General features: G+C 33.8%; 17 protein-coding genes. 11 read left to right on the top strand and 6 right to left on the bottom strand.

The genetic code is table 11. The features are described 5' to 3' along the window. The first annotated feature begins 65 nt into the window (after positions 1-65). The gene (locus tag Q0874_RS10280) at positions 66-800 is read left to right on the top strand and encodes a nitroreductase family protein (protein WP_299162678.1); all 735 of its coding nucleotides are present in this window, start codon (positions 66-68) and stop codon (positions 798-800) included. Here the strand turns inward: Q0874_RS10280 and Q0874_RS10285 are convergent. From Q0874_RS10285 to Q0874_RS10300, 4 genes are read right to left on the bottom strand one after another with little or no spacing between them, the layout of a single operon-like run. Further along, on the bottom strand, positions 797-1642 hold the full coding sequence (locus Q0874_RS10285; RefSeq protein WP_299162680.1) for a biotin-dependent carboxyltransferase family protein: 846 nt from the start codon (positions 1640-1642) through the stop codon (positions 797-799). The two genes, Q0874_RS10280 and Q0874_RS10285, sit on opposite strands and share 4 nt — an antisense overlap. After that, entirely contained in the window at positions 1635-2372 is a 738-nt protein-coding gene (gene pxpB, locus Q0874_RS10290; RefSeq protein ID WP_299162683.1) for a 5-oxoprolinase subunit PxpB, read from the bottom strand. The genes Q0874_RS10285 and pxpB overlap by 8 nt, the downstream gene beginning before the upstream one ends. Then, on the bottom strand, positions 2369-3115 hold the full coding sequence (pxpA, locus tag Q0874_RS10295) for a 5-oxoprolinase subunit PxpA (RefSeq protein ID WP_299162686.1): 747 nt from the start codon (positions 3113-3115) through the stop codon (positions 2369-2371). The genes pxpB and pxpA overlap by 4 nt, the downstream gene beginning before the upstream one ends. Beyond that, complete coding sequence (locus Q0874_RS10300; protein ID WP_299162689.1) at positions 3112-4305, bottom strand: Nramp family divalent metal transporter; 1194 nt, start codon at positions 4303-4305, stop codon at positions 3112-3114. The genes pxpA and Q0874_RS10300 overlap by 4 nt, the downstream gene beginning before the upstream one ends. Before the next feature lie 223 nt (positions 4306-4528). On the opposite strand from Q0874_RS10300, the gene Q0874_RS10305 reads away from it, so the two are divergent. From Q0874_RS10305 to Q0874_RS10330, 6 genes are all read left to right on the top strand, one after another. Continuing rightward, on the top strand, positions 4529-4972 hold the full coding sequence (locus Q0874_RS10305; RefSeq protein WP_299162692.1) for a hypothetical protein: 444 nt from the start codon (positions 4529-4531) through the stop codon (positions 4970-4972). 27 nt (positions 4973-4999) lie between these two features. Then, positions 5000-5290 carry a hypothetical protein gene (locus Q0874_RS10310; protein WP_299162694.1) on the top strand — a complete coding sequence of 97 codons (291 nt, stop codon included), beginning with the start codon at positions 5000-5002 and terminating at the stop codon, positions 5288-5290. 209 nt (positions 5291-5499) lie between these two features. Then, the gene (locus Q0874_RS10315) at positions 5500-6612 is read left to right on the top strand and encodes a histidinol-phosphate transaminase (protein WP_299162697.1); all 1113 of its coding nucleotides are present in this window, start codon (positions 5500-5502) and stop codon (positions 6610-6612) included. Positions 6613-6699: 87 nt separating this feature from the next. Beyond that, a complete protein-coding gene (locus tag Q0874_RS10320; RefSeq protein WP_299162699.1) occupies positions 6700-6918 on the top strand; it encodes a VIT1/CCC1 transporter family protein in 219 nt (72 codons plus the stop codon). Between the two features lie 589 nt (positions 6919-7507). After that, positions 7508-8371, top strand: a complete 864-nt coding sequence (locus Q0874_RS10325) for a 3-keto-5-aminohexanoate cleavage protein (RefSeq protein WP_299162702.1) — start codon at positions 7508-7510, stop codon at positions 8369-8371. 20 nt (positions 8372-8391) lie between these two features. After that, entirely contained in the window at positions 8392-9036 is a 645-nt protein-coding gene (locus Q0874_RS10330; protein ID WP_299162705.1) for a hypothetical protein, read from the top strand. A 120-nt stretch (positions 9037-9156) separates the two neighbouring features. Here Q0874_RS10330 and Q0874_RS10335 read toward each other — a convergent pair whose 3' ends face one another. After that, positions 9157-9441 carry a DNA-binding protein gene (locus Q0874_RS10335; RefSeq protein ID WP_299162708.1) on the bottom strand — a complete coding sequence of 95 codons (285 nt, stop codon included), beginning with the start codon at positions 9439-9441 and terminating at the stop codon, positions 9157-9159. 279 nt (positions 9442-9720) lie between these two features. Between Q0874_RS10335 and Q0874_RS10340 the strand changes: the two genes are divergently transcribed. Next, positions 9721-10086 carry a hypothetical protein gene (locus tag Q0874_RS10340; protein WP_367275436.1) on the top strand — a complete coding sequence of 122 codons (366 nt, stop codon included), beginning with the start codon at positions 9721-9723 and terminating at the stop codon, positions 10084-10086. Positions 10087-10088: 2 nt separating this feature from the next. Here Q0874_RS10340 and Q0874_RS10345 read toward each other — a convergent pair whose 3' ends face one another. Beyond that, positions 10089-10598 (bottom strand): hypothetical protein, encoded by a 510-nt coding sequence (locus tag Q0874_RS10345; protein WP_299162712.1) that lies wholly within the window; start codon positions 10596-10598, stop codon positions 10089-10091. A gap of 867 nt (positions 10599-11465) precedes the next feature. On the opposite strand from Q0874_RS10345, the gene tsaE reads away from it, so the two are divergent. The 3 genes from tsaE (at position 11466) to Q0874_RS10360 (ending at position 13264) form a co-directional block, all read left to right on the top strand. Next, the gene (tsaE, locus tag Q0874_RS10350; RefSeq protein WP_299162715.1) at positions 11466-11888 is read left to right on the top strand and encodes a tRNA (adenosine(37)-N6)-threonylcarbamoyltransferase complex ATPase subunit type 1 TsaE; all 423 of its coding nucleotides are present in this window, start codon (positions 11466-11468) and stop codon (positions 11886-11888) included. Between the two features lie 493 nt (positions 11889-12381). Next, positions 12382-12516, top strand: a complete 135-nt coding sequence (locus Q0874_RS10355) for a hypothetical protein (RefSeq protein WP_299162718.1) — start codon at positions 12382-12384, stop codon at positions 12514-12516. A gap of 100 nt (positions 12517-12616) precedes the next feature. Next, positions 12617-13264: a hypothetical protein gene (locus Q0874_RS10360; protein WP_299162721.1), complete on the top strand. Its 648-nt coding sequence runs from the start codon at positions 12617-12619 to the stop codon at positions 13262-13264. Positions 13265-13281: the final 17 nt, after the last annotated feature.

The following is a 13281-nucleotide window of genomic DNA, read 5'->3' on the forward strand; positions in this document are numbered from 1 at the left end:
GTACAAATATTTGTTTGTAAAAATGTATAATCCTTTCTTTGCGGTATGAGATATAATACATACTTATGGTAGTAGAAAAAACAGTCACTGAAGCTATAACCTACAGAAGGTCAGTACGAATTTATAAACAAGAAGAAGAAATTGATACCAAGGTCGTAAGGAAATGCCTTGAAAATGCAGTTTTGGCGCCTACAAGTAGTAATTTACAATTATGGGAATTTTATCATATTACTAGTAAAGCTGTCCAAAAGAAGATAAGTGCTGCATGTTTTGACCAACCTGCTGCCAAAACAGCCAATCAATTGGTCGTAATTGTCGCAAGAAAGAATCTTTGGAATAAAAGAGCAAAAGCGAATCTTAATTTTTTAAAGAAAAGTTTTGGCGATAAACCGGTAGAAGCATACGACAGCAGGGAAAAATTTGCCATATCTTATTACAAAAAGATTATACCTTCTTTATATATTGACTTTTTAGGTATTTTAGGATGGATACGCTTTTTAGCTTTCAACCTTTTAGGATTCTTCAAACCTGTTTACAGACAGCTTCGAAACTCTGATATGCGAATTGTTGCCCATAAAAGTGCCGCATTGGCCGCACAGAACTTTATGATCTCTATGGCCGCTGTTGGTTATGACACTTGTCCTATGGAAGGATCAGATACCTTGCGCATAAAAAGAATTTTAGATTTACCAAGAGGTAGTGAAATCAATATGGTGGTTGCATGTGGCCTACGAGATTCGAAAGGTATATATGGTTCACGCTTCCGGATTCCTTTTCAAGAAGTGTATAAAGAAATTTAGTGTCTTAAAGGGTGAAGAGAAATTTTATCGCCAAATTTCTTTTGCGATAAAAGCGCTATTGATTTAGTATCCAATTGAAGAACCCGGGGATATCCGCCGGTTGTTTGCCCATCACGCATCAGTATGATTAATTTTCCGGCAGGAGTCAATTGAACAGTTCCAGGCAGGGTTGCAGAAGTTAGCATCCTGTGAGAATTTGCGCCTATCAATTCTTCAAGCTGATATGCCATCCGATTATTTTCCTTGGCAATGGTAAACTTATTAGTAAATAATAACTTTAATTGATCTTCATTTAATATACTATATTCAGGACCTTTAAAAACAATCAATTCATGTTCCTTATGCCAGGCTTCCGGTTTTATATGACTTATTTTTGGAGAATATTTTGTATACTCTTCGATGGGTATTTCCATTCGTTCTTTAATACAATTCCGATCAGTTATTGGTTTGTAAAATGACCTGCTCGTTAATTTAACTTCGGTGAGGAATCCTCCTTTAACAGCCAGATAACTTCTGAAACCATTAATTAGTTTTCCAAAAGATAATACATCACCTTCATTCGCTTTGTGTACTTCATAGGAATTAACTGGAATTCCATTTAAATTCGGGGACATTTCAGCTCCGGTAATAGCGAAAAAACTCGAAGTATGAAATTCTAGCTTAGGACCTGTCATCGTTATTTCCATTACAGCATCCGTTTCCTCATTCTCCAATAAAGAATTGGCTATAGAGGCGGAATAATTATCCATACATCCAGATACTGGTACTCCTTTTTCACGGTATCCATATCTCCCTGTATCCTGAATTGTGGTAAAAAACCCCGGATGAATTACTTTAAGCATCTATCTTGATTTTATCGAGGTTATATATTCCAACCTCTGTCTCTATTTTATGTAAATCATATTCTGCACGGCTAATAGCATAGAATTGAATCTGATCTCCAACACTTACAAAGCAGGGGTTTTCAAGATTCACATTAAAAAGAGATATCGGACAGTTTCCAATAATATTCCATCCACCTGGAGAATCTTGCGGATATATACCGGTTTGTTTGCCTGCAAGACCAACAGAACCTTTAAATACCTGTAGCCTGGGCATAGATTTTCTGGGGGTTTCCAATTCTTTAGGCAATCCTCCTAAATACATAAATCCAGGTAAAAATCCAATGCCGTAAACAGTGTAAATGTGATGCGTATGTGCCTTAATAATATCCTTGACACTAATACCTAAAATTTTGGAAACTTCTTCCAGATCAATACCAAATTCAAGATCGTAACAAACGGGTAGTTTCCATAAATAACGTTGAGGATGACCGCTGGCCTTCCTGTTCTTATAGCATTCCAGCAGCTGAAATTTAATTTTAGAAAATTCTATTCTATTTTCCCGGTTAATCAGGGTAAGAGAATTGTAGGCCGGGACTAGTTCCCAATTAATAGCGTCTTTAAAAACCAATTTGAAACTTTCAGCAAAATCTAGGATATCATAAAGGATAGCTTCTGAAACCTCATTTGGCCATTCTATTAAAATTGCATGTTCTCCAAAAGGTCTAATTGATATGGGATAGGAACTCACTTTTTTAGAAAAATATGCTGTTTAGGCAATTCGTCCGAAAGATACATTAATATTTGTAAAGCTGTAGCTGTATCACCATGAATACAATAAGTGTCTGCCCAAATTGGTATTTGAACTCCATTCAAGGTATATACCTTGTTATTTATAACCATTGATACAATGTGATCCAGTACCTTTTTTGGCTCTTCTATCATGGCCAGTGATGAGTGCCGAGAAACAAGGCTTAAGTCCTCATTATAATTTCGATCACCAAAAGCTTCAAGTGATATTTTATATCCTTGTTTGCGAGCTTCTTCTTCTATAACTGAACCATAAGGCAGGTACAATAAAACATGGTCCTTATACGCGCGAATGCTTTCCAAATACATAATAGATAAATCCAAATCACGCGCAATATCATTATATAGAGCTCCGTGTGCTTTAATATGATGTAGTTGTATTTCGGCCTTGCTTAAAATGGCTTCTAATCCTTTAATTTGTTTCTGAATACTTTCTTTGAGACGCCCCTTTTCTATTTTCATTGATTTGCGACCAAAGTTATCTCTATCCGGATATGAAGGGTGTGCACCCACTTTAATTCCAAACTTTTGTGCCAACTGAACTATTTCAGACATAGTATTGATATCTCCTGCATGACCGCCACAAGCTATATTACATGAACTAATATGCGGAAAAAGGGCACTTTCATTACCTACACCTTCTCCTACATCACAGTTAATATCTATAAACACTTTGTTGATCATATTATTCCAAAAACACTGAAAATACTTTTAGCCCCAAGAACTATTACTAAAATAATGATAATAATTGCAGGTACATTCTGCCAAATGGAATTCTTGAAGTCTCCCAGAACTGACGATTTATTTACTATCCAAATTAAAATTATTGCAATAATGGGTAACAACAGCCCATTGGCAACCTGTGCAAATTGTATGATTACTATTGGCCTGATTCCAAAAGAGAGTGAGATCACTCCAATAAAAAGTACAACCATCCAAACAATTCTGAACCGGACATCCGTTACTTTAGTATTCCATCCAAAACAGCTATTAGCTACATAGGCAGCTGCTAAAGGGGCCGTAATAGCTGAGGTAATCCCCGCTGCAAAAAGACCAATTCCCATTAAATATTTGGCGCTTTTACCATACAATGGTTCTAGTCCTTTGGCCAGATCCAATGCATCCTTAACTTCTGTTGAATTAATTGCTGCCGCGGAAATAATAATAGCTATTGAAACAAGTCCTCCTACTCCAATGGATAATAAGGTATCTCTTCGGACGCTTTTAAGATCGTCTGACGAATTCCATTTTTCCTTTATTAATGATGCATGTAGAAATAAATTATAAGGAACTACTGTAGTGCCTACCAAAGCAATTATATTAAAGATGCTTTTGTCGGGAATAGAAGGAATAAATAAGCCCTTTAAAATTTCCATTAGATCTGGTTTGGTAAAAAGGGCGGTTAATACAAACGAAACACTCATAATCAACACGAGTGAAATAAATACCTTTTCCAGGGTTTTATAGGACCCTAAATACAATAACAAAAAGGCAATAAAACCAATAATCCATGGATATAGTGCGGCATAGTTAGAGCCGAATAAGACTTGCAAACCCAAGGTTGCCCCGCTTATATTCCCTGCCTCGTACGCCGTATTACCAATTACTATTGCGCTTAGTATAATACCCATAACAAGGTAATGCAGCCACGGAATGGCTAACTGTTCCCCTATGACCTCTGCAAGTCCTTTCTGTGTAATAACCCCGACTCTGGCAGACATTTCCTGCAGGATAATCGTGGCAATAATGGAAAGTAACATAGCCCAAAGCAATGCATATCCAAATCCAACACCTGCAATTGTACAAGCGGTTATTGTACCCGGACCTATAAATGCAGCAGCAACTAATACCCCTGGGCCTAATTTCTTGAACATTTAATTGTAATAAGTTAAAGATGGAGGAGTAAATATAGACTCTTTAAAGAATAATAGAGCTCCGGAATCTAATATTAGTTCAAAAAAAATTAACATAATAAGTGCAGTTCATCTAAAATATTGCAGTTCGTCTAAAAGTGAGTTGCCATACATCGATAAAATATAATATTCCAAAAAACTCTGGGTTATAACTATCCCAAATTAAAATATTACCTACTTAAGAATGACATGTTTAGATTGTAAAAAAGAGCTTAGTTATTTGGATCATAAAACGTCTATGGAATTTTATGATGTAGAATTGTGTTCCAAACATAAAAAGCGTATAGACAGACTCATCAGTCAAAATAACACCCCAATTGAGGCTATAAAGCTTTACTATGGGCTTAAGAAAGCCGGAGTTCATCCAATGTTAGAATGGTGGGACGGTAAAAAATCAGTAGACATTGCTTTTTCAAGGGTAAAATTAAATATAGAAATCGATTCTGAATATCAAATGCTTACCCATGAACAGGCAATGAACGATCTGGAAGAATCCATGCACTCATTTCAAGATGGATTCACAACCTTAAGAATTCCTAGTACACTTATTAAGTATTATTTAAATGAAACAGTAAATAATATTTTGGGGATAAAGGAAGGTTTAAGGGCCAATATAAAAGTAATCTAATTGCGTTTTAACAAAACCCCGGAAATTATGGAAGCTAATAATTCATATACAGAAAGATCCTATAAGTTGAGTAAACTTATCCTTTTTCTACTCACTTTTGCGGCATTTGCAATTGTGGTTAACATTAATCCAGTTTTTTCACGTTACCTCTTTGGTTTACCAATAATCCTCTCAGGTATTTTAGGTGTAGTTGGCACAATCATCCTTTATAAGGGTCGTAATGAACCTATTAATGAAAAGAAGATTATTGCTATTACAGTTAATGCGGCAATGGTAATTCTCATTGTAACTATTTTTATTTCCAATACCCTTTATTAAAATTCGGTGCGGTTTATTCTAAAGTCAGAAATTAGTAGTTTGCTGTTAAGACGCCTGTTTACAATAATTTAGTCTGCTAAAGTTTGAATGATTTCTCTCTTTTGTTTGAGATTTAATCAGTTTAAATTATTTATTCCCTAAAGGCTAATTAAATAACTAAACTTATTCTTCAATTATTCTTTGTAACTTATTTTTCATAATTTCAGAACATGAAAAATATAGATAGAAGGCATTGGTTAAAAACAGTAGGTTTAACCGGCAGTTTCGCTTTATTAGGCGGATTAGAAAGTATGGCACTGGATTTCCCCCTGCGAACTAATTCAGCGGATTCTATGGTATTACTTAATGCCAATGAGAATCCTTATGGCCCTTCAGAAAGGGTTAGAAAAATACTTACAAATTCGTTTGATGAAGCTTGTAGATACCCGTTCAGAAGTTTATCCGGTTTAGTTGAAATGATTGCCTTAAAAGAAGGTATTACCAAGGATCATGTAGTTGTGACCGGAGGCTCTACAGAAGGCTTAAAGGCGGCCGGCCTTGTCTACGGACTGGGTGGTGGCGAGATTATTTCTGCAGACCCTACTTTTCAAGCCATGTTGCGGTATGCGGAAACATTTAAGGCAAAAGTACATCGAGTTCCTATAAATGAAGCCATGGGGCATGACTTGCCTGCAATGGCAGAAAAAATAAACAAGAATACCAGGCTTATTTTTATTTGCAATCCAAATAATCCAACCGGTACTCTATTGAATAAATCAAGTTTACTGGATTTCTGTAAATCCCATGAAAAAGATGCCGTAATATTTAGTGATGAAGCCTACTACGATTTTATTACAGAACCCGAATATCCTTCAATGGTAGAGTTGGTTAAAGAAGGTAGAAATATTATTGTCTCTAAAACATTTTCAAAAGTTTATGGTCTAGCCGGATTAAGAGTTGGTTATTTAATTGCAAAGCCAGAGATTGCCCGTAATTTGAAATCAGCTGTAATGGCAAATACCAATATTCTCGCTATTGAAGCAGCAAAGGAAGCCTTGAGAGATGATGAATTCTACAAATTTAGTATTATGCAAAATTTTAAGGCAAAATCACTGATCTACCAGAACCTGGATGATTTAGGTTTGGATTATGTAAAGTCGCACACCAATTTTGTCTTTTTCAAAACCGGTAGGCCAATTCAAACTGTGATCAATGAGATGAAGAAGCATAATGTTCTGATTGGGCGCCCTTTTCCACCTTTAAACAATTGGGCACGTATTAGTACCGGAAGATTAGAGGATATGGAAACATTTGGCCAAGCTTTAAAAAAAGTAATGAGTTAAAACTGTTGGTGATACTCTTCATTCTGGGCATGAAAATTCATATAAACACATTTTGACAGAAGATTCCAGAGCACATAATGAAAAACCTTGCATAAAAGCTCAGGTTTCCTGAAGAAATACGAAGAGTATTTAGGTGAATTCTTTTATGGTGGGATCGATGGTTGTGCAACTACTTTTGCCGTTGTAGCCGGCTCTGTAGGTGCGGGCCTTGATAGTGTCATAATAATTATTCTTGGATTTGCAAATTTGCTGGCAGATGGGTGCGCTATGTCTTTTGGAAGGGAATACTGGAAACATTATTATTAGGAAGTATTGCTGCGATGGTTGCCTATTTTATTGGAGATTTCCTCGAGAGCATAATTGTCATTTGAAAATATTTAAGTTTATTCATAATCGTAAAATAGCTGTTTTCAACGAATATTTGTGTCTAAAATCGGATTTCCTGCGCTAAAAAGGAGGAAAAGTATTACTATAGATCTCTTAATATTTATTAATATAACCCCTATCTGATGAAAAAAAGAGCTACACTTTCCTTTATTCTTTATAGCTTTTTTATTTTTTGTTTTCTTTGGTCGGTTTATATTTTTCTTTTTAAGTTTTCCTAAAAAGAGATTTGAATCTTTATTAATTCTAAATTGATCCTGTGAATCTAAACTAATTTTTCCTGGTTAGATTATTCATAATCCGATGTAAAACAAGTGACTAGGTAGCGTAACATCTACTCTTTCGAACCAGATAACTAGTAATTATTAGTTTAAGGAATCCAATCTCTGTTTTTAATTATATTAGCTTGAGGAAGACATTATAATGTTAAAAAGAAACATATTAAGGTCGTACTTTTTGTTATAGAATGCATTCCTTTTATAAAGCTAACCTAAGCCTATACTTTTTTGCTATGTCAGATAAATTGATAGTCAACTTCACTCCTACGGGGATGATCCCTACAAAAAAAATGACTCCCCACGTCCCTATCAGTGTATCAGAAATAATAGACGATGTACATCGGGCAACCGAAGCAGGAATTACAATGGTTCATCTGCACGCACGGGATGAAATCACTGAAGAACCCAGTTATAAAAAAGAAATATATAGCGAAATAATTAGTGGTATCAGAAAATTTGATCCTTTTCTTGTGATTTGCGTTTCATTAAGTGGTAGAAATTTTAAAGAACTGGAACAACGGGCAGATGCCCTGCACCTGGAGGGTGATCTGAAACCAGATATGGGTAGTTTAACCTTGAGCTCCCTGAATTTTAATAAAGTCGCCAGCATGAATTCCCCTGATATGATACAAAGTTTAGCGGCTATAATGAAGGAAAAGGGAATTGTTCCCGAATTGGAAGCATTTGATATCGGGATGGTGAATTTTTCGAAGTATCTTATAAAAAAAGGCCTGCTTGAACCGCCGTATTACTTTAATCTTCTTCTTGGTAACATTGCGTGTTCACAAGCAAATTTATTACATACGGGGATTATGATTCAGGATCTTCCGGAAAACTCACTTTGGAGTTTGGCAGGAATTGGGAATGCACAACTTAAAATGAATTCATTATCAATTGCTGTTGGTGGAGGAGTTAGAGTGGGTATTGAGGATAATATCTGGTATGATGCATATAGAACAAAGTTGGCAAATAATCTTGAATTAATTGAAAGAATACATACCATTGCTAAAGTGAATGGAAGGGAGCTTATGTCCTCCAAGGAGTTCAGAAGGCTTATGAATATGGAGCCTGGAAATGGAAGATATGGACGTAAATAGAAATATAATCCAATGCACTAATGGAAGTAAACAAGGACAAATTTTATAGGATAAAATGGTTTTGGAATATTCTTAAGAACGGCCTTTTTTTATTTGGGGTAAGGAATCAACTTGCAAGGTTCGGATTTGATATAAATCCTTTTTACTGGGTACAGGAAGGCGCATCAGATTGTGAACCACCTCAAATAAAGGGCGATTCTTTGGATTATGAATTAGTCCATCTTGATATAGAAGCAATTAAGGCTTTAAGAAAAAAAATAATTGGTAATGATCAGATAGCGGGAATACTTTATTTTCATGATCAGCTCAAATGTATTGGTTTAAAATACAAGGGAGAAATTGCTGCATTTATGCTAATCGAATTAAAAGATACTAATTTTTACCAAAAAACTTTTCAAATTGGTGAAAACGAGGGCTATCTCTTTCATATGTACACTTTTGAATCACACCGGGGAAAAAATCTTGCTCCTTATTTAAGATATCAGAGTTATCTCATTCTCAAAGATATGGGAAGGGATAAAATATACAGTATAACCCAATACTTCAATAAATCTTCCAAAAAATTTAAAAATAAACTGAAGGCTAGGAATCTGCGGCTTTATTTGTATGTCATTTTGTTTAAAAAATATCATTATTATTTTCTTCTAAAAACATTTGATTCCTAGAATACCTCTAAAATAAAAGCCAGCTATTGGAAGCTGGCCTTTAAAGAGAGATCAAACGAAAAACTAATTAACAATTCTTTTTAATCCTATAGGTCTCTTTTATTATTCTTAATTTAATACTTAATTTAAATAACTACCTTTAAATAATTCAGTCACTTCATTGTTATTTGTAACCGACAGTGAAATTCGAAAATCAAGTTTAAAATGGTTACTGTAATAATACGTTTTCCTCCTTCTGCTGTACGCTACAGGAGCATTAAAATCCTTTAATACTTCCAGTAGGTTATATACAGAACGTTCGCTCAATTCCATTCTACGTGAAAGTGACCGAGGTGGACCTGTACATTCTGCCTCTATAAGTAAATGAAGTTTTTGCAGGTTTTCTAAGGTTTTAATTTTATTCATCTTCTACCCTTTTTTTCAATAACAATATTTTCGGGGATATTTAAAGTGTTTTTTAAAAATATGGTTTAATAAACCAGGTACATTAATTCTTTTATAATATTATAGATTATTTTCTATATATGCAAATAAAATATAGATATTTTTCTATTTTCTTACAAATTAGACTACCTTTCACATATATTCAGTTCTTTTTTATCTCTTTTTAAATCCTTACCTTTGATAAAATGAAGTTTTATATCGATTATTTTCTAGGAAATGTTTAAAACGATAGATCGTTTAATGCAGTTTATTAAATTTGCCGGACTCAGTGCAAGACAGTTCGATTTATCAATAGGTGCCAGTAATGGCTATACCTTAAGAATGAAAAAGAACAATGCATCTATTGGTAGCGACGTCATTGAAAACATTCTTAAAGTTTATCCCCAACTTAATGTAGTATGGCTTATTACCGGAGAAGGAGATATGTTGAACAAGGGAGAAGAGGATGAAATTCTTGATTTTGATCATCTGCCCAAATCCAGGCAACAAGAGATTGAAGACCTTATTGAACAAAAAATCAAAGAACACCAGGAAGAGGAATTGAAACGATTACTAAAAGAAGTAACCGAAGAGATTGAAAAAACACAGAAGCGTTTAAAAGAATAGCTTTAATAGTTGATATTTAACTGTTTTACTAATTCTTCTCTTAAAGTTATAAGCTTCATTAATTGCTTCCGGGCATTGGTTTCTTTCGCTATTTCTGCTTTTAGCAATTTAAACCGTTTTACGTTTTTATAAAGTACGCTGTTTGCATTAAAATCAGCATTTTTTAGAAGATCCTCTATCTCCTCCGTCAGATGTTCGTACATCATTAATATTTCCACCCTGTATTTGATGGCTTTAGATATCATTAAAAGAAGAAGTACAACACAAAAAATGGCGGGGAAAGCTTTTATATTACCCGCAGCATCCAATGAACTTACATCCTGTGTGGCTTCCCAAAACTGAAAGGAGTACAAAATTATTGGCGAAAGAATAGCGTATTTCCACCAATGCTGACAAGTAATAAACCACAGCACCAGAGGAATAAGGATAATCAATTTTTGCAGCAAAAACCAAACAAAAATTCTCACATTAAGGAATCCATTATTATGAACCTGAATTATGCCTAAATCCAATACTTGTTTATTATCAGGAATCAGAAAATGTATAAACCAGAGAAGTGTTGTAAAAATCAATAAACCAACTACTATAAAATTTAGGCAATCTCGATGGACCTTAACTAATTGATTTATTGAGCTTGTCTGCCTATTAAGGCGATTTTCTAATATTAGTTTCGCATTATAGATTTTTTGAAGGTAGCTAGACCAGCTTATTTTATCTCTTTTCTCATTCAAAGAATTTAAATTTTCTCGGTAAAAGTTGTGGGATTTTCGAATGTTCCTTCTCATTAAAGATTTAATAGAAATCTCTAACATTCTTTTGCGGTAAGATTTAAAATAATAAAAATCCCAAAAAATGATTATTCCAATTATAGAGGTTATTATAAAAATATTAAATGTTAAAGGATAATTCTCATAATAAAATGGGTAAAAGGTGTACTTTCCATACGGCAGAAATAAATTTTCCAATATGTCATTAAAGTATAATATTAATAAGGGAACGATCAGGTATCTCCACTTTGTCGAAATTGAGGTAAACCATATCAAAAGTAGAGTAAATGGAATGATATCCTTAAAAAGATACCAAACAAAAAGTTTATTACTAGGGAAGACATGCGAATATTCAAGTCCAAAAAATGAAAATGCCCTTGAATCATAGCTAAAAAGTAAATGAATATAACCTAAAAATGGCAAAGCAGCTATCAAAAATGCTACTAGTACATCCAACTTGTATTTACTTTGCCAATTAGATTTCAATCTTATGGTATATTAATTATTTGACATACAAATTCTATTTTTACCTTTAGAAAAGTAAAAAAGGCATAACATAGTTATGTTTAAACTAAAAAATTGATTCTTAAATATACTGATTTTATCCTATATATGCAGAAAATAATCTACACAATTCAGGAATTAGACCAGGTTTCGGTTAAAATACTGGATCAGGCCTGCTCTAAAATCCTTTGTTTTTACGGTGAGATGGGTGCCGGGAAAACCACACTAATCAAAGCGCTGGTCCGAAATTTAGATGGGGGAGATCAGGCCAATAGCCCGACATTTGGAATAGTTAATGAATATCAAAACAGCAACGGAGATTTGTTAGGATATCATTTCGATTTTTACCGACTGGATAGTGAAGAAGAAGCACTGGACTTAGGTCTGGAAGATTATTTTAGTCAGGATACCTGGATTTTTATTGAATGGCCCGAAAAGATTGGAGCGCAACTCCCCGAAAATTGCACAAGAATTTCTCTGGAAATACTTGATCCTGTTACTCGCCAAATTCAAATAAACCAGCCTGAATAATGAGATCGCAGACTTAAGTAAATTGAGGATATGTGCCTTTAAATACTAATTTTCCAAAATTTCCCATTAGGTCATCATCGATAAAGTGTTTTAAAACACCGACCATTGATCAATGGAATAAAAAAATATATATTTTTCTTTCCTTCATTTTTTAAAATTTTAGACAAGAAAATAAGAACTTTTATGAATACACCCTTTTCTGTTTTAGATTTTAAATCATGAATTATTATAATCAATTGCAAAGTCAAAAATAAAAACTAATTACTCTGTAACAAGCTAGTTGATGTGATTTCGTTCAAGAAGAGATGAATTAGCTATCGTAAAAGGACCTTTTTTATTGCCTTGAACTCGACGAACGGTAAAAAAATCGGTAAAATGAACGCTTTTTACGATAAAAGGTTGTATTTTTCGGATAAATAACAATTTGTTAGTGCTTTTTTTCCTACATTTGTTATTGAGAACAGATCAAATCTTTAACGAAAAACGTATTACGATGAACACTAAGAGACTTTTTTTTGGAATTTGTACCTGCCTTATTCTGATGGCAGCAGCTTGCACCCCGAACAGTACTGCAGATGATCAATTGTATGAAGATGCAGTGGATAAAAAAGATATTATTATTAAATAATAAATATTATTGAATATAAAATTACTTTTTAAAGAAAAGGGCAATCATAAATTGCCCTTTTTTACGTTAGAGCAATATATACCCTCGAAATATTGTTTTAATGAGTCAAATTCCAGACAAGAGTAAAAAAGCCAAAACTAGATTGTATATAGAATCTATAGCTATTTTTTTAATTATTGCAGCCCCTTTTATTTTTAAATTTCATGATTATTTGCCCAAAGACCCTGAGGCTACTTTCAATTTCCTAGGGATAACTATTGATAGTAACGGATTTGCCAATGTGCGTACTTATGCGTGGTTCTTATTAGGTAAAATAGTTCCTTTTTATTTGTTATTAATCTGGTTCTTTACCAACAAGCACTGGTGGTATCATATACTTTTGGTACCTATTTGCATGTATGCCTTCCAAATTTTGGAAGTCTTTTACTACTATGATGATCAAACCGTAGATATAGAAAACATTTTTTGGATATTACCTGTTTGTATGGTCGTTATTCCCTTCGTTTACTTTATTAGAGTAAAACTTTACGATAAATATGTGCACGGTATTGACCTGGACGCAATGGATGTAGAGCTGCAATACTATAAAGACAAAGAACGACGGGAAAATGAAAGAATAAATGTTAAGACAAAAATAGAAGATGAATTGGAAGAAGACTTATCACAAAAAACACCAAATAAGTCGCTTCAGCAATTATATAATCGGTTTCAACACTCTTTAAAGACTCTGTTTAATATGTTTTTATAAAAGAGAAAAATAATTAG

It is taken from the genome of uncultured Eudoraea sp. (assembly GCF_947490415.1).
Lineage (GTDB): Bacteria > Bacteroidota > Bacteroidia > Flavobacteriales > Flavobacteriaceae > Eudoraea.